Origin of the sequence: Chitinibacter sp. S2-10 (genome assembly GCF_046530675.1) — a bacterium.
Taxonomy (GTDB): Bacteria; Pseudomonadota; Gammaproteobacteria; order Burkholderiales; family Chitinibacteraceae; genus Chitinibacter.
Genome location: NZ_CP172558.1, coordinates 1,345,062 through 1,362,195, shown reverse-complemented (window position 1 = coordinate 1,362,195; position 17,134 = coordinate 1,345,062). Strand labels below are relative to the sequence as shown.

Below are 17,134 nucleotides of genomic sequence, written 5' to 3'. Positions count from 1 at the left end.
TGCTTAAGCACTTACTTTTTTGCGAGCGCTTTGCTCGCGTGTTCTACGTCGTCAAAGTGATAACGCTCACCTTGAATTTCCTGATAATTTTCATGGCCTTTCCCGGCGATCAGCACGACGTCGGTGCGATGCGCCAGATCAATCGTATCGGCAATGGCTGCAGCACGATCCGAGCAGATCGAATAATTGGCTTCGCCATTACCGGGAACGCCCGATACGCCAGCAACGATGTCCTGAATAATCGCTTTCGGCGCTTCAGAGCGCGGGTTATCGCTGGTAATCATGACGGCATCGGCCAGACGGCAAGCGATTTGTCCCATGATTGGACGCTTGCCTTTATCCCTGTCGCCTCCGCAACCGAAAACACAGTACAGTCGCGAGCCTTGCGGCATGGCTTCACGCAAGGTCATCAATACTTTTTCCAGTGCATCGGGCGTGTGGGCGTAATCGACAACCACCAGCGGTTTCCGGCCATTTCCATCCCTGTCTCCACCGAGGCATTGCATTCGGCCAGCAGCCGGGCGGATTTTTTCCAGCGCGGCGCTGGCTTGCGCTAATGGCACGCCTTGAGCCAGCAGCACCCCCAAACAAGCCAGCAAATTGCTGGCATTGAAACGGCCGAGCAAGGCCGATTCGATTGTTGTTGCGCCTAGCGGGGTTTCAACACTCAGCGTGATGCCTTTGAGCGACGACTCAAGCTGTGTACAGCGCAAATCGCCATTGAAAAAACCGTACGAATAAATCTGCTTGGCCTTGGTAAATCCAATTAATTCGCGGCCAAACGGATCGTCCGCGTTGATCACCGCAGCTTGCAGACCTTCCCACTCGAACAGCTTGGCCTTGGCTGCACCATACGCCTGCATGTCGCCGTGGTAATCAAGATGGTCGCGCGTCAGGTTGGTAAACACCGCGGTATGAAACGGTACGCCATGCGCTCGCGCTTGTTCCAACCCATGCGACGACACTTCCATTACGACCTGCGTCGCATTCTCTTGCCGAAATTGAGCCAGCCAGTGCTGCAAACTCACCGGGTCAAGCGTGGTATGCGTCGAACTGTTCAGTGAACCAACAAAGCCGTTACCCAAGGTACCCAAGACACCGGTCTTGCCGCCAAGCACATCGAAAGCTTGCCCCAGCCAGTTGGCAATCGATGTTTTACCATTAGTCCCGGTAATACCCACCACAGGTAATAGCCCAGAATCATTACCCAGCAAGCGTGACATAATGATACCCACCTGATCGCGCAAGGCTGGCACCGCGATATTGGCGACACCATGTGCCGGGTTCCACTCAAAACCGTCGGCTTCCCAGATAATGGCCGCAGCACCGCGACTGATCGCATCAGCAATATACTGACGCCCATCGACGTATTCGCCCTGATAGGCAAGAAACACGTCGCCAGCTTGCACATTGCGGCTATCGGCAACGAGCTTGCGATTGGCGACCAAAGCCTTGATCGCGGCAAAATCAATGTCGGCTAGCGTCCAGCTTGCTGGTTTCATGCATCTTCCTTCACGTCGTCAGCCTCGTTGCCATGCAAGAGGATGTTGTTGGTTGGAGCATCAGGCGGAACACCCAGCAAACGCAAACTGCCCGCCACCACATTACTAAACACAGGCGCGGCAACCAGCCCGCCATACCGCAATTCAAACGAAGGCTCGTCGATCATCACCGCGACAATCAAACGAGGATTGGAAATCGGCGCCAGTCCGACAAATGAACCCACGCGCGCGGTGTCTGAATACACACCATTGACCAGTTTCTTCGCTGTACCGGTTTTGCCGCCAACGCGATAGCCGACGACCTGGGCACGCGTTGCGGTACCGCCGGGTAAAGTGACCATTTCGAGCATTTTTCGCACTTGTGCTGCCGTTTCGGCAGATATCACCTGACGCCCTGGCGGGGGAGCAACCTGTTTGGTAAACGTCACCGGATGGACTTCGCCATTGCCAGCAAAGATTTGGTAAGCGCGTGCCATTTGCATGACGCTAACCGAGACACCGTAACCATAAGCCATCGTCGCTTGTTCAATCGGCCGCCAGGTTTTCCATGGCCGAACTCGTCCGGGCGACTCGCCTGGAAAACCGGTATTCAGCTTTTCACCAAAACCCACGGAGTAAAAGAAATCCGACATTTCTTCACGCTTCATCATCAGCGCCATTTTGGCTGCGCCGACATTCGATGATTTCTGGATGATGTGCTCTACCGTTGCAGCGCCGACCGCATGATCATCACGAATCGTCGCCGGACCGATACTCATCATGCCGTTGCCGGTCTGAATGATCGAATTGGGCTTGACCTTACCCGCGTTGAGCGCCATCGCGACGGTAATGGCTTTCATCGTCGATCCCGGCTCATACAAATCAGTTACGGCGCGGTTACGTTTGTTGGCCGGATCGATCCTGACCCGGCTATTGGGGTTGTACGACGGCGCATTGGCCATCGCCAGTACTTCACCGGTGCGCGCATCGAGAACGACAATCGCACCACCAACGGCCTGACTGTTATCCACCGCATTTTTTAATTCGCGATACGCCAGATACTGAATGCGGCGGTCAATCGACAGCTGCAAATCCTGTCCTTCCTGCGGCGGAACAATCGTTGAAACGTCTTCAACGATATAACCACGACGATCACGGATAACCGTGCGTGAGCCCGGCTTGCCAGCCAGCATTTCATTGCGGGTCAGCTCAAAGCCTTCCTGCCCCCTACCATCCAGATTGGTAAAGCCGACGACATGCGCCAATACTTCTGCCGCCGGGTAATAGCGCCGATATTCGGTTTGCGAGTACACGCCGGGGACATTCAAAGCCAAAACCCGCTTGGCATCAGCGGGTGACATATGACGTTTGAGCCACAGAAAATCAGTTTTAACTTCTTCGCCTTTCTTGTTTTTACGCGTGGCGCCGACCTTGCCAATCAACTCTTCGGGCGGCATCCCGACCATTTTTGCCAGCCGCGTCAACTCATCGACCGAAACAGGAACTCGGCTTTCTTCTTCGTCATCTGAATGTACCGGCTTCCAGTCTTTAGGCCGGGCCTGTCCTGCTGGCAGCAAACGAACGCTGCGCGGGCTCATCCAGACCGACTGAACCGGGGTCGAAATGGCCAGGGGTTCGCCATTACGGTCAGTAATCATGCCGCGATTGGGCTCAAGCTTGAGCGTTCGACGATAACGCGCATCACCCTGATCTTGTAAAAAGCCTTCATTCCAGGCTTGCAAGTACAGACTACGCCCAAGCAAGGCGGCAAACAGGCCGAGCAAACAGGTCAGTACAAACCAGACGCGCCAGCGTTCAAGCTTGAGTTTGACGCCGTAACGCTCGGCGCGACGGCCATGGCTGGCAGAATGGGTAGGCCGGATCATGGTAAATCAGTCACGACAGGTTTGGGCACCCGCTGGCCATGTTCCAGAATGACCTGGGTACGATTTGACGGCGCAACCTGCATTCCCAGCCGATTCGCCGCTTCATTTTCGATCCGCGAATGCATCGCCCAGGTGCTTTGTTCGAGTTGCAACTGTCCCCATTCAACATTGAGCTTGCGTGTCAACGCATCTTCTTTTTGCAGCTCAACAAACAATTTGCGAGCCTTGTGCTGGCTAGTCACCACACTCATGGCACACAAAATCAGCAGCAATAACAAAAAAAGATTTAATCGGGTCACAGCGCACCCTCGCTGCGTTCGGCAACACGCAAAATGGCGCTACGCGCGCGCGGGTTGGCTTTCACTTCTTCGCTGCTCGCACGGATTGGCTTGCAGACGATTTTCAACGGCGCGGCAGCAATTTCGCTCGCCATCACCGGCAGGCGCGACGGCAAACGATCAGCGGTCGATTTGTCCTGCATAAAACGCTTAACAATACGGTCTTCCAGCGAGTGAAATGCAATCACTGACAGACGCCCGCCTTTTTTCAGCAAGGACAGCGCCTGAGGCAGCGTTAACGACAACTCCTCAAGCTCGCGATTGACGTAAATCCGTATAGCTTGGAAGGTACGCGTCGCCGGGTCCTGACCCGGCTCACGGGTCCGCACGGCCGTTGCCACGACCGCGGCAAGTTCGCCTGTTGTAGCAAAAGGTTGGACTGCCCTACGCGTAACAATCGATGCTGCAACCTGCCGAGCAAACCGTTCTTCGCCATAATCTTTTACCACCTCTGCAATTTCTTTCTCATCAGCCGAATTAAGCCATTCGGCCGCAGTCATACCCCGCGTGGTATCCATGCGCATATCAAGCGGAGCATCGAACCGGAAGCTAAACCCCCGGGAACCATCGTCCAGCTGTGGCGAGGAAACGCCCAAATCCATCAGCAGGCCATCAATCTGTGTTACACCCAGTTTCGCGAGCGACTCTGTCAGCGTGACAAAACCTTCATGCACGATTGTGAAGCGCGGATCGCTAATCGTCGCGGCTTCAGCAATGGCATACGGGTCTTTATCAAAGGAAATCAAACGGCCAGCAGGGCCGAGTTTGGAAAGGATCAGCCGCGAGTGCCCGCCCCGACCAAAAGTGCAATCGACGTAAACACCATCGGGCACAATGGCCAGCGCATCGACTGCTTCATCGAGCAAGACCGTGCGATGCACAAACACAGACGCATCGCTCACAGAACCACTCCTTGCATGGCATTGGCCAGATCTTGCGGATTCATGGTCATCACGGCCGCAGTGGTTGCATTCCATTTCTCTGCATCCCACAGCTCGAATTTGTTATCCATTCCGACCAAAGCCACTTCCTTATCCAGCCCAACCACTTTGCGCAAATGCGCAGGAATCAGAACACGACCGGACGCGTCCATCTCGATTTCTTCGGCGTGACCAATAATCACGCGGCGTAATTGCTCGCCCTGAATACCAGGCACAGTCTTAAGTTTGTCACGTACCAGCAACCATTCGGGCTCGGGATAAACCAGCAAACAACCCGAAGGCCCGGCAGTGATGATGAGTTTCCCCTGCGTCTGAACGAGCAAAACGTCGCGATGCTTGGCCGGTACAGCCAATCGCCCTTTACTATCCAGATTTAAGGAAGAAACACCCGTAAACATCAACCCAAGCACCCCGGTTCAATTCAATTTCGGAAAATGGATTCAGTGCAGGTTAAAAACCCCACTTTCGCAAAATTTCGCCTGAAAATTGCACTTTCACCCACTTTTTCCCACTGCGTCCCACTATAGAGTAAAAAAAAAACCGGCACAAGTTGTGCCGGCTAATTTTTCGTTTTGATACAATGGCTTAGCCTTACAAAGGCGCTATTGTTGGTTTTATTTCAAATCAAAGACAAGGCGCACACACTTAAAGTGCCACTTTAAGTTTAACGAGGTCTCTCTCGCAACAAGGCCGGAAAAGACCGCACGAACCATCCCAAACTTACAAAGCCCCGATAATTTCCAGATGAACGGCAAAATCACTCAGATTTTCATTTTCGTCCTGCTCGTTTTGCTGCTCTGGCAATGGCTTGGTGCACAACGTCGCAAGCAGCTTCATCAGAACATCCGGATCGCAGCAAGGGTATTACTTATTGCAGCAGTGATTGCTTTACTCTTTCACGGCCACTCTGTACTTACCCCCTAATGGCAAGGGGTATGAGTTTAAAACCCACGTAAAACCATGTCTTTGGCGACATACATGGCAATGTATTCAAACCTTGCAAGCAACAAAAGCTGATTGTGCCAAATCACTCTGGCGACGACCTTGCCGACGACGGTCAGACAGCGTGCGCGTATCCAGCATGGACACAGCTCGAAATTGCCGACGATGTCCTTGTCGACGATCCGGACTCCGCCGCCGCTCTACCCCATTCCAGTCGGACGGCAATTCAGCAAGCCCTGAAGCCCCCTGACCCGCAGAGGTGCTTGAGAAGCTTGACGCATTGGCGCCGACAGCTGTCACGCCCTGAATGCCAAAGTCAGGTAATGATGTATACCGCGCCTGCAAAGAAGTTATTTTCATGTAAATAATGCATTTTATTCAAAGGCTTAGCATTATTATCGAACAGAATATGGTTTCACTGAAGTAGCCTTGCACACACAAAAGCCACTAATAAACAAAAAGAGAGGCCTAGGCCTCTCTTTCATTCCAGACAATCTCAAACCAACATCAAACCATGGCCGGTAAGAGCGCCTGTTTCATTTTCTGCAAAGCCTTGGTTTCGATTTGACGAATCCGCTCGGCAGAAACTTTGAATTCAGCGGCCAGATCGTGCAAGGTTGACGATTCACCGTCGTCAGTCAGCCAGCGCGCTTCGATAATACGGCGACTACGTTCATCAAGCGACTCAAGCGCAGCGCCAATCCCATCAGACTGCAGCAGATCAAGGCGGTTACGCGCAATGACGGCGGTTGGCTCGTTATGATGGTCGGCCAGCCAGTCAATCGGCGCATAGCCTTCATCGTCATTATCATCGGCGACCAGCGCGATGTCTTGCCCGGTCATCCGCGTTTCCATTTCCAGCACTTCTTCGGGCTTGACGCCCAGATCGTCGGCAATTTCCTTCGCCTGAGCGTGAGTCAACGCAGCAAAACCCGATTTCATCGAGCGCAGATTGAAAAACAATTTGCGTTGAGCCTTGGTCGTTGCAACTCGTACCAGCCGCCAGTTACGCAAAATATACTCGTGAATTTCAGCCTTGATCCAGTGCACGGCAAACGAATACAGCCTAACCCCACGGCTAGCTTCAAAACGTTTGACCGCCTTCATCAAACCGATATTGCCTTCCTGAATCAGATCGGCCTGGGGCAAGCCATAACCGCTGTAACCACGGGCAATCGAAACCACCACACGCAGGTGCGACAGCACCAGCGCACGGGCAGCCTCCAGGTCATTTTGCTCCTGATGGCGAGTAGCCAGATCATGCTCTTCTTCAGGCGAGAGCATTGGTAACGCGTTCACACGCTGAACATAACGCTCAATACTATCGCCTATGGAGAGACCTGACAGTGTTAGCGCAGTACTCATGTTCGAACTCCAGTCCAAAATCAGTTCACTAAACTTAATATTAGCACTCTTATAGATAGAGTGCTAAACCCGTTTGGAGTTCAATGATTGAATCACAAAACAGTGGCCGTGTGCATGGTAATTATTGCTATGTTTCCGATAGAAAAAATCTAACGCTCTCGCCGAAAGAGTCGCGAGCCGCATCAAGTTGGCGCTAAACGTAAAGATCGCCAATCACCATGTCGAAGCGTAAGACCACAACGCAAAGGGGTATATCCGCCCAAGCCCCATTCATAAATGCACCCAAGCAGATACCCAAGAATTTATTAATTAGTCCGTCATTTCAGCCATAGAGCACCGAGACGGGTGCAGTTCAATGGTGGGTTTTCACATCAATACCGATGCAGCTTGCAAGCGAGCCTGCCCCACAAATGCAAGATCGCACTCTGCTGTAATACCTCATTAATCAGGAATTACTTGACCAGCAATTTGATCTCGCCAGCCGCCTCTGCACGCGGCAGTTTGACGCAGATTGTCGTGGTGTTTTCTTCATCGGAAACGCTGAAATCGATACTGCCATTCTGCGCTTCGGTCAATAGCTTGGCCGAATAGGCACCAATGCCGGTGCCGCCCTTTTTGCCAAAGGTCACATATTTCTTGAAGAAATAGGAACGAATTTCTTCTGGAACAACGCCGGTATTGCTGACCGCAATTTCCAACGGTGCATCTGCCTTGATCTGGTCGAGCGACTTGAGCGAAACCACAATGCGGCTTTTTTCCGGAGCGGCCTCGCAGGCATTTTTGACCAGATTCTGAAAGACCGAATAGGACAGCATCTCGTCCCCCAAAGCATCCGGGAATATCTCATCCATCGGAATATCCGTATTGATCGCAATGATCAGCTTCTTACTGGCAAACGATGCGCGCATCAGATCGACAATTTTGTTAAGCTGCGCAATCAAATCAATCGGTTTGGCGCGCAAAACAAAATTACCCGTTTCAATTTTGTACAATTCAGCAGTCAGATTGATCATGCTGATCACCTGCATCGTCGTATCAATCGCCAAATCCACCTGTTCCTGCTGCAGCTCATTGAGCGTGTCGTTTTTTTGCAAGGTCTGCAAAATCCCGATCACGCCGGCCAGCGGCCCCTTAATGTCATGCCGGGTCATATGGGCAACTTCTTCTTTCAGGTGCTCCATTTCCAGCATGGTGTCGTAATCAGCCTGCAACTGTTTGTGCAATTCGACATAACGCAGGAAATTGGACACCCTCAACGTCAGTTGCTCGGGGTCGATCGGCTTGGTGACATAGTCAACCGCGCCCAATTCCATGCCTTTCTGACGCGAGGCATCTTCTCCCATTGCGGTCACGAAAATAATCGGAATGGTCTGCGAATTGGGGTGTTCGCGCATTTTCAATGCCACTTCGAATCCGTCCATTTCCGGCATCATGACGTCGAGCAACACCAGATCCGGCGGCGTGGCCGAATGGCAGATTTCAAGCGCTTTGCGCCCATTATGCGCAATCCGGATCCGGTAAGTATCCTTGAATAGCTGTGACAACAGTTGCAAATTGGTCGGTTCATCATCGACGATCAAAATGGATGCCCGTTCAGCCTGCCTAGGGACGACAGCCACTGGCGCCATCGCAACCGTCTCAACCGTATTAGCCGGAGCGGATACCGCGACCGTATTACTGACCGGCGCCATAGCCACAGGCTCAACAGCCTGCGCTTCGGGGCTTGTTTCCCTGGTTTTTCTACGCATTCTCCAGGCCAGCGCCTTGTCGATGGCGTTCTGCAAACGATCCGGCGAATAAGGTTTGACCAGCAGATCTGAAATGCCATTGGCAATGGCCTCCCTGACCCGCTCGCGCTCCGCTTCGGCGGTAATCATAACAAAGGGCATATTCCAGTAGCGTTCGCTACCGCGCAATTCCTTCAAAAGCTCCAACCCTGTCATGACCGGCATATTCCAGTCCGAAATGACGACATCGATTTTCTGTTGATCCAGCAACTTCAGCGCTTCACTGCCATTATTGGCATACACGACTCTTTCTATCCCAAGATTGCGCAACTGGGTACCCGTCACTTTGCGCATAGGCTCGAAGTCATCGACCACCATACACACCAGCTTGTCAATCCGATTTCCCAGTAACATTCAACCCCCTAATCAAGCATTAAGCCATTGATTAAATTGCCTATTTTTATTGAATTGACCCGCGATGCATTAAGTCGGTGACAACGTGGCCACTGCGGCATCGAGCAATTGCAAAGCGGTGGCAAAATCAAATTGCCTGATCACCGTATTGAGATTGGCAAAATGCTTAGGCAGACCACTTTGCAATAAAGCCCTATTGGCATCAAACACATCAAGCGCCTCGGCATCATCCTCACTCAGCAACTGCCTCAATTGCGCGCATAAGCGGGTCAATGCGCCGATATCGACCTCAACACCAACAATAGTCTCCGATCTGGGCAAGCGCTCGGCCAAGCCGGCAAGCAAGGCTCTGAGTGAGCTTTCCAGCACCAATAACAAGGCGTCCAGCTCTGCTTGCGGCCGATGCTCCGCAATAGCCTGCTCGGCGACTCTGGCCTGCTCATAAATGCCATCTGCACCAATCGTGCCGGAGTCGCCCTTCAGCGTATGCAGCAAACGTTCGGCGGTTTTCATGTCTCCGTCAGCCAGTGCCTGCCGGGTTGCAACAACCACGCCACTCTGTCCGGCCAGAAACATCCCTAAAATATCAATATAGAGGTCAGTCTTTCCCAGTGCCCGCCGCAAACCGCTGGCCACATCCAGTCCTGCCAGCCCATCCAGACAGGATAAGGGGTTTACACCCTCGGTTTCTTGCTGTGCAGGTGCCGACACTTCAGGCGCAGCGGAGCCGGCCAGCCACTTGAGCAGAATTTGCCGCAAAGCGACCGACTCAAACGGTTTGGCCAGATGATCATTCATCCCCGCTGCCAGACAGCGCTCTTTATCGCTGCTCATCGCATTGGCCGTCATTGCGACAATCGGAACGTCGCGATAGCGCTCATCCAGACGGATTTGCCCCGTCGCAGTCAATCCGTCCATCACCGGCATTTGCATATCCATCAGAATCAGATCGTAAACCCGCTGGCCGGTTAGCTCGATGGCAATCGCGCCGTTATCCGCGATATCCAGCTCGACCCCCAGCTCACTCAACAGCTCGCTGGCGATTTCTTGATTCAGGTCGTTATCTTCGACCAGTAAAATGTTTTTGCCACGCAAAACTGCAAGTTCGTCCTCCCCACGGGGCGACTGACTAGCGACAAACTGCGCCTGCATCGCCGGAGTGAGCTTATTCAGGCGTGCGATAAACCAGAACGTACTGCCCTTGCCAAATTCGCTCTCGACCCCGACTTCACCCTGCATCAAGCCTGCCAATTGTTTGGCGATTGCCAATCCCAGACCGGTTCCACCATACTTGCGCGTGGTCGAAGCGTCGGCCTGCTGGAACGAAGCAAACAGGCGCTGACATTGTTCCGGCGTCAAACCGATACCGGTATCGCTCACCGAAAAGCGCAGGCAAATATCGCTTGCCGACTCTTCCAGCATCCGGACCGCAATATCAACCCGGCCTGCAGCAGTAAATTTAACGGCGTTGCTGACATAATTGAGCAGAATCTGACTCAAGCGGGTCGGGTCACCAATCAGTTGCGCAGGAATATCGTCGGCCACGTCAAAAGCCAGCATCAGTCCTTTGGCTCTCGCCCGCTCGCTTTGCAGCGTAGCCACCTGCTCCAGCACCTGTGCCAGCTCGAAAGGCGTCGCTTCGATTTCCAGCTTACCCGCCTCGATCTTGGAAACATCCAGAATATCGTTAATGATTTCCAGCAAATGGCGTGCGGAGCTTTGAATTTTGTCGAGGTAATCCTGCTGCTGGGGGGTCAGCTGGGTTTTTTGCGTCAGATAGGACATGCCGATGATGGCGTTCATCGGCGTGCGGATTTCGTGGCTCATATTGGCCAGAAACTCGCTTTTGGCTCGGGTTGCCGCCTCGGCCTGCTCTTTGGCCTGCGCCAGCTCGGCGGTTCTTTCGTCGACCAGCTCCTCAAGACGATCTTTGTAATCCAGAATCGATTGTCGAGCCAGCTCGGCGTCCTCGGCCAGGCTGATCGCTGCCGCGCGCTCGCGCAACACGTTTTCACTTTGTTCGCGCACACGCCGTTCTGCCGTATGTGCCCGGCCTTGCTCCAAGGCAAACGATGCCAGTTGATGCGCAAAACGGACAAAGAAACCCAGAATAAATTGCAAACGTGCTTCGTCCAGCCAAGGCAAGTTTTCAACAACCAGCAACCGTTGCAGACTGTTTTCCGCAGAGCTCATCTCAGATGGGGGGACATCCATGCGAAACGGCCCAAGGCTCAGGGTGGCCAGTGGTCGGGCTGCGATTTCTATCTCCGCCGTACAACAGCTAATTCCGTCGGCATCCTGCTGAATCGTATAACTTTGCCCCTCCAGCATGCCGGAATTCTCCGTGCGCTCCCAACTGGCATGAACCACACCGGTCGCCTGCAGAAATTCCTGCCGCCAGCGCGAAGCCATTAGCTCCCGCCCATCCGGCGCAACAATAGAGGCGCTGATACCCACCGCTTCGCAAAAACCGGTAAACAGCGTTTGCGACTCGACATCCCTGCACAATGTGGCAAACTCCTGCGAAATCACATTCAGATCGCCAAACTGCTGATTGCGTTTGTGCAGCAGATCGCCCTCCAGATCCAGGGTTTCTGCTTCGATTTCGCGTGGAGCCCGATAAGGCGGGTCACGCTGCAGCTGGATCGCCAGTGCATTGACTTCGTCCTTGAGCTCGATAATCCGGCCTTCCCGACCCAGCGCCAAGCGGTTGAAACGTTCGATTTCGTCAATTTTCTTGCGATCAGACACATCAACCAGCGTACCGATCAGGCCGCCTGGCGAGCCGTCAGCCTTGCGAATCCCGTTACAGTAATACAGCACATCGTGATACTGGCCGTCGGCCAGCTGCAAACTCCCCTCCGAACGGATGACCGCAGCATTGGCAATCGCCTCTGCGGCCTGATCATGAATGCCTTGCCGGAGTTCGGCCGGAATATAATCGCAATCGAGCGAGGTTTTGCCGATGTAATGCTCGCGCTTCATCGCAAAAGCCTCTTCGTAAGCCCGGTTAAAACCGAGGAAACGATTATCGGCATCTTTGTAAAAAATGGGATAAGGAATCGCATCGAGCAGGGCATTAAGGAATGTCATCTGATCGCGTTTGGCCTGCTCAATCAGTTGCCGCTCGGTCGCGTCACGGAACATCAGCACTGCGCCGGTCTGCTGGCCGTCCTGCACAATCGGGGTCACGGTGTATTCGATCGGAAAGCTCGTCCCGTCGGCTCGCCACAAGACGACCCCATCGCCGCGACTTGGCTGACCATTGACCAGCGCTTGCATCAGCGTCCATTCGTCCTGCGACAACAACACGTGGCCATCGGGCGTCATATAACGCGCCAGCACGGGCAGATTTGTCTCGAGCAACTGTGCTTCATCCAGCCCCAGTAATTCACAGGCCGCAGGATTAACAAAAGTCAGCTCGCCTTGTGGATTGACCCCCACGACACCCGCGTTGATGGAAGTCAGAATCAGCCGATTATGTTCGGCCAGCGAACGGCGCTCGGCCTCCTCAAGCTTGCGTTGGCTGATGTCACGCACCGAGGCGCAAACAAATTTGCGCTGATCTTGCAGAGCAGTCAGCTGGGACAGCCCCACTTCGACCGAGAAAGCCGATCCATCCTTGCGAACCCCAAAAAGATCAGAGGTATAGCCACCCATTGCACGAATTGACTTATCTTCAGCCATATACCCATGGCGCAACCTCGGATGGTTTTCGCGCACAGCCACCGGAACCAACGTATCGACACAGATACCTTTCAGCTCCCCCGGCGCGTAGCCAAACATTTTTTCCAGCCGCGCATTACTCTCGATAATGATGCCATCCTCATCGACCACCAGCATGCCATCAGGCGCCGAATCGATGATATCCCGATACCAGACCTGTGTGGACAGCAACTCGTCCTGCCGTGCCTGCAGCAGCGTTTGCGATTGCACCAGCTCGGCGGCCTGTTGTTGCGTTTGCGTCAGCAAAGCCAGCGTATGTTCGGCGCGCAGCAACACATCCAGCCGCGGTCCGAGCAACAGCGGCAAGGCCTCCAGAATCTGCCATTGCCATCGGTCAAAATCGCTGAACGCGGCCAACTCGAGCACGACGCCATGCCCTTCGGCCAATGGCAGCGGCACCAAGACCAGCACCGGGCAATCGCACACCCCCAATACACTGTTAATCCGCAGATAGCCGGGAGGCAAATCGCCAATCACCATCGTACGCTGGTCTTTCAGCGCCTGAGCCAGCAAGCCGCTGCGTACCGTACCGGCCCTGACGTCGCTCCCCTCGAAAGAAAAGGCGCCCAGCACCCGAAAATCTGCTTCATCAGCCCTGCGCAAATAACAGGCTGCAGCAACAAAATTGAGGAGTGACGACAGCCCCAACAACAGCTTTTCGGCGACGCCCTGCACACTGTCTTCGGCATGGATGATATTGGCCAGCTCGATCAGGCTCTGCCGCGTCCAGCGTTGCCGTTCGTTTTCTTCGCTTTTTAATCGGTATGCCTCCAGCGCGCGCGCCAGTTCGCCGATTTCGCTATTTTCCTCGACACCGACAAACTGCACTTCGTTGTAACCGGCATGCAGGCGTTCGGTGGCCTGAGTCAGCGCAAGCAGGGGGACGATCACGCGCTTGCGATAAAACAGTAGCAAGGCAGCCAGAATCAGTGCCACATTCAACAACAGGGTAATAATTGCACCCCATGCGGCCTTATTCGCAGCAATGGATAAGCCAGCCACTTCTTGCTCTAGCCGCCACTCGATTTGTTGTTTGGCCTCACGCAGCGGCGTATGGATCATTGCATAGGCTTGCTGATAATCGAATCCGTACACCAGTGTTAGCGCTAAACTGCGATCACCTCTCTGTACCGACTCAATGGCGCGCTCTTCCAGCTTCACCAACGACATTGAATTCAGGCTGGCCTGATCATACAAAGCAGCGACCTTGTCGCCATAACCCAGTTCTCGCAATTTTTTCAAGGCTTGAATCCGATGCCCTTCCTGCGTCAATTGCTTCCGGTAGGCCTGCAAATAGCTGTTTTCTCCAGTCGCGGCATAGGCATGAATGGCCTCGGCCAGCTTGGCGCTGTGCGCCGCCAGCACGTCCAGCTCTCGGATGGCCTGAAAAGCCCGGTCATTCGCATCCTGCCGTGCCGCATACTGGCTGCTGGCATAAAAATAGGCGCAAATACTCATCATGCTGAATGCCATGACACTCGCAGTAATCAGCGTATTGATTTTATTGATTTTCATCGCGGGGGTCTCCGGGCGGCAAGGCGATTCTCATCGCTTCAGTAATAAATCAGATTCAGCTCACTCAACCTTGACATCCGTTTCGGCAGCCTGCGCTTCGGCTGGCGCGATCTGGCTTGCATCCTCTTCCAGCGAAATCACGCAATTGCGGCCCGCTTCTTTCGCCCGATACAGCGCCAGATCACTTTCCTTGAGCGCAGAATCCACCTCCCTGCCCCGCACCAGCGCGACGCCAATGCTGACCGTACAACGCAGCGTTTTACCCGCAACGCGGATATTCAGGCTCTGAATCGCAGCGCGTATCCGCTCAGCAACCAGCAGCGCGCCTTCAATTGGCGTTTGCGGCAAGGCAACGACAAACTCCTCGCCGCCAAAGCGGGCAGGCAAATCGCACTCGCGCAATTGCTCGCGCAGCACTTCTGCCACGCTGATTAGCACCGCGTCACCGGCATCGTGCCCATAGCTATCGTTCACCCGTTTGAAATGATCCAGATCGAGCGCCAGCAGGGTCAGTGGCTGCATATAGCGCATCGACGGGCTAAGCGCATTGCTTGACCATTCGTCAAAATGGCGGCGATTGGACAGCCCGGTCAAGGGGTCGTGCAGCGAATCAAATTTGAGCTTGTCGCGCTGCAAATGCGCCTGGTGGATCAGATTGAGTACCAGCCACTGCAGCGTCGCCATCAGCAAAAAGGCAGCAACACTGATCCCGACCTGAATGCGCCAGCTATGCAAATAGTCGTCGCTGGCCATACCCATCAGCAAAACCCAACGCCCCTGATTGAGTAGCTGTAACGAAGCCATCCGATGTTCGCCATCCAGTGGCGAAACGTATTTTTTGATTGACTCACCATAGTCGGTCGACTCGAGCTGTTGCGGCTTATAATCATCGCCGGGCTGAACCAGTGCAATATCCCGGGAAAAATAGAGCACCTTATGCTTCATCTGGTCAATCAACACCATGGATCCCTCGCTACCCAGAGCAAATCCGGCGCGCTGACTCTCCTCGAACATGCCCTCCAGCGTCCGGTTGCTGAATAGCCCAATCACACTGCCTTCAAAAACGCCATTCCCATCCCTGATGGCACGGTAAAAAACGACTCCGCCACCATCCAGGCGAGGCACATTTTTACGTATAACGAAAAAACTGTCCTTGTCGGCATCCTTCGCCCTGAGCTCCTGATATTTCTCCGAGCTGGCCAGCGAATGACTTTTCAGCGTCCCTGCGGGAAAAATGTCGTCCAGCGGCAAGATGCTGGCCTGCGCGACGATTTTGCCGTTCACATCCAGCACGATCACCGCATCGAGCCACTCTTTCCGCACTTCAGCGGCCAGAAATTCAGGCGTTGCACTCTTGGCATGAAAATAGCGCTCACCAATATGTGAAATCTGTTGATCGACCAATTTACCGATCATATTAAAAGCCCGCGCTTGCAATACGGCTGTGTTTTTCAATGAAGTGGCGATATTTTCTTCGATGCGCCTATATTCAAATGCCAGATAAATTGCTGCCGCCGCCGCTTGCAGCAGCACAAATAACAGCAACATCAGCCGCTTGAACCACAAGGTCTGCCAAAATTTGCCCTGCGTGATGAATACTGTCATTGCAAGATCTCCGTAACAAGCTTTCATCATAGTGACAAAGCAGCAGAAGATTCGAGATTACAATTACACATTGCAGCAAACCGCCAAACTTGAGCTAGCGGGGAATTTCGGGCGTAAAAAAAGCGGGCTAATGCCCGCTTCGGTTTGCTTGCTGCGTCTCGGCAGGTCAAGCCTGACCGGAAATGATCAGGTATTTCTGCTGCAATTCTTCCTTGCTTTCCTTGTGATCCGGATCAAGCGGAATACAGTCAACCGGGCAAACCTGCTGGCATTGTGGCTCATCGTAGTGGCCGACACATTCGGTACACAGATTAGGGTCGATCACATAGATTTCTTCGCCTTGAGAAATCGCGCTATTAGGACATTCTGGCTCGCACACATCGCAATTGATGCATTCGTCCGTAATTATCAGGGCCATCTTGGTATTCCTTCGGAAAAAACTGCTAAACACTTGGGTATGAATAGGCGGGATTTTCCCACTTTCACGGCAATGCGACAACCTTACTATGCGGTTTCGCTGCTTATTTTTTGATCATCGTCCGATACGCGGCGGATCAGCGCAAACAGAACCGTCCCGGCTCGGCCTTCGCGCAGCACTTCCCAGCCAGTCAGATCCGGCCACTGCGCGCACTCGATATACACGCGGGCATCGTCGTTCAGCAAAGGAATCAGCTGCGGCAGCACCTTTTCGAGCAAGGAGCTGGCATACGGCGGATCGAGTAGCACCAGATCAAATTTCTGGCTGCTCCGTTCAAGAAACCGCTCGGCGTCACTCAAGACAATCTCAACATTGCCCGCTTTGAGCAGTTCGGTATTGGCTTTCAGCGCGGCGTGGACTGGTTTGGCCATTTCGACCATCACGACTTTTTTGGCATTGCGGCTGGCCGCCTCGAAACCCAGTGCGCCGCTACCGGCAAACAGATCAAGACAGTCCTGCCCCGTTAAGTCTTGCCCCAGCCAGTTAAAGACCGTTTCGCGCACACGATCCGGTGTCGGGCGCAGAGCCAGCGAGTCAGGAAATTTTAAAATCCGTCGGCGAAATTGTCCGCCAATAATACGCACCTGATTTTTATGCTGTGCTGACACGGCTGCTCCGGTTAAAATCGACGAGAAACAAATTAAGTAATCGAACAAAAGTTTTCACGCAAGGCGCAAAGCCGAAGATCAGTACAAATCGTACGGCGAAGCGAAGTA

General features: G+C 53.6%; 13 protein-coding genes. 2 read left to right on the top strand and 11 right to left on the bottom strand.

Translation table 11 applies throughout. The features are described from left to right. Nucleotides 1–11 precede the first annotated feature (11 nt). Genes ACG2XO_RS06500 through mraZ form a run of 5 tightly spaced genes read right to left on the bottom strand, consistent with a single transcriptional unit; the run spans nucleotide 12 to nucleotide 5,044 of the window. Complete coding sequence (locus tag ACG2XO_RS06500; RefSeq protein WP_410500001.1) at nucleotides 12–1,502, bottom strand: UDP-N-acetylmuramoyl-L-alanyl-D-glutamate--2,6-diaminopimelate ligase; 1,491 nt, start codon at nucleotides 1,500–1,502, stop codon at nucleotides 12–14. Then, nucleotides 1,499–3,367: a peptidoglycan D,D-transpeptidase FtsI family protein gene (locus ACG2XO_RS06495; RefSeq protein WP_410500000.1), complete on the bottom strand. Its 1,869-nt coding sequence runs from the start codon at nucleotides 3,365–3,367 to the stop codon at nucleotides 1,499–1,501. The genes ACG2XO_RS06500 and ACG2XO_RS06495 overlap by 4 nt, the downstream gene beginning before the upstream one ends. Next, the gene (gene ftsL, locus ACG2XO_RS06490; protein WP_410499999.1) at nucleotides 3,364–3,618 is read right to left on the bottom strand and encodes a cell division protein FtsL; all 255 of its coding nucleotides are present in this window, start codon (nucleotides 3,616–3,618) and stop codon (nucleotides 3,364–3,366) included. Before ftsL ends, ACG2XO_RS06495 begins: the two co-directional genes overlap by 4 nt. A 44-nt stretch (nucleotides 3,619–3,662) precedes the next feature. Beyond that, nucleotides 3,663–4,607: a 16S rRNA (cytosine(1402)-N(4))-methyltransferase RsmH gene (gene rsmH, locus ACG2XO_RS06485; protein WP_410499998.1), complete on the bottom strand. Its 945-nt coding sequence runs from the start codon at nucleotides 4,605–4,607 to the stop codon at nucleotides 3,663–3,665. Further along, entirely contained in the window at nucleotides 4,604–5,044 is a 441-nt protein-coding gene (mraZ, locus tag ACG2XO_RS06480) for a division/cell wall cluster transcriptional repressor MraZ (protein WP_410499997.1), read from the bottom strand. Before mraZ ends, rsmH begins: the two co-directional genes overlap by 4 nt. Nucleotides 5,045–5,435: 391 nt before the next feature. Between mraZ and ACG2XO_RS06475 the strand changes: the two genes are divergently transcribed. Continuing rightward, nucleotides 5,436–5,570, top strand: coding sequence for a protein MIGRI (locus ACG2XO_RS06475; protein ID WP_410500232.1), 135 nt, complete (start codon nucleotides 5,436–5,438; stop codon nucleotides 5,568–5,570). Between the two features lie 93 nt (nucleotides 5,571–5,663). After that, nucleotides 5,664–5,828, top strand: coding sequence for a hypothetical protein (locus tag ACG2XO_RS06470; RefSeq protein ID WP_410499996.1), 165 nt, complete (start codon nucleotides 5,664–5,666; stop codon nucleotides 5,826–5,828). Between the two features lie 267 nt (nucleotides 5,829–6,095). On the opposite strand, the gene rpoH is transcribed toward ACG2XO_RS06470, so the two are convergent. From rpoH to rsmD, 6 genes are all read right to left on the bottom strand, one after another. Then, a complete protein-coding gene (rpoH, locus tag ACG2XO_RS06465; protein ID WP_410499995.1) occupies nucleotides 6,096–6,953 on the bottom strand; it encodes an RNA polymerase sigma factor RpoH in 858 nt (285 codons plus the stop codon). Nucleotides 6,954–7,405: 452 nt separating this feature from the next. Beyond that, nucleotides 7,406–9,094 carry a response regulator gene (locus ACG2XO_RS06460; protein ID WP_410499994.1) on the bottom strand — a complete coding sequence of 563 codons (1,689 nt, stop codon included), beginning with the start codon at nucleotides 9,092–9,094 and terminating at the stop codon, nucleotides 7,406–7,408. 69 nt (nucleotides 9,095–9,163) lie between these two features. Beyond that, a complete protein-coding gene (locus ACG2XO_RS06455; protein ID WP_410499993.1) occupies nucleotides 9,164–14,335 on the bottom strand; it encodes a PAS domain S-box protein in 5,172 nt (1,723 codons plus the stop codon). 60 nt (nucleotides 14,336–14,395) lie between these two features. Next, complete coding sequence (locus ACG2XO_RS06450; RefSeq protein ID WP_410499992.1) at nucleotides 14,396–15,940, bottom strand: diguanylate cyclase; 1,545 nt, start codon at nucleotides 15,938–15,940, stop codon at nucleotides 14,396–14,398. 166 nt (nucleotides 15,941–16,106) lie between these two features. After that, entirely contained in the window at nucleotides 16,107–16,358 is a 252-nt protein-coding gene (locus ACG2XO_RS06445; protein WP_410499991.1) for a YfhL family 4Fe-4S dicluster ferredoxin, read from the bottom strand. A gap of 86 nt (nucleotides 16,359–16,444) precedes the next feature. Further along, complete coding sequence (gene rsmD, locus ACG2XO_RS06440) at nucleotides 16,445–17,026, bottom strand: 16S rRNA (guanine(966)-N(2))-methyltransferase RsmD (protein ID WP_410499990.1); 582 nt, start codon at nucleotides 17,024–17,026, stop codon at nucleotides 16,445–16,447. Nucleotides 17,027–17,134 lie beyond the last annotated feature (108 nt).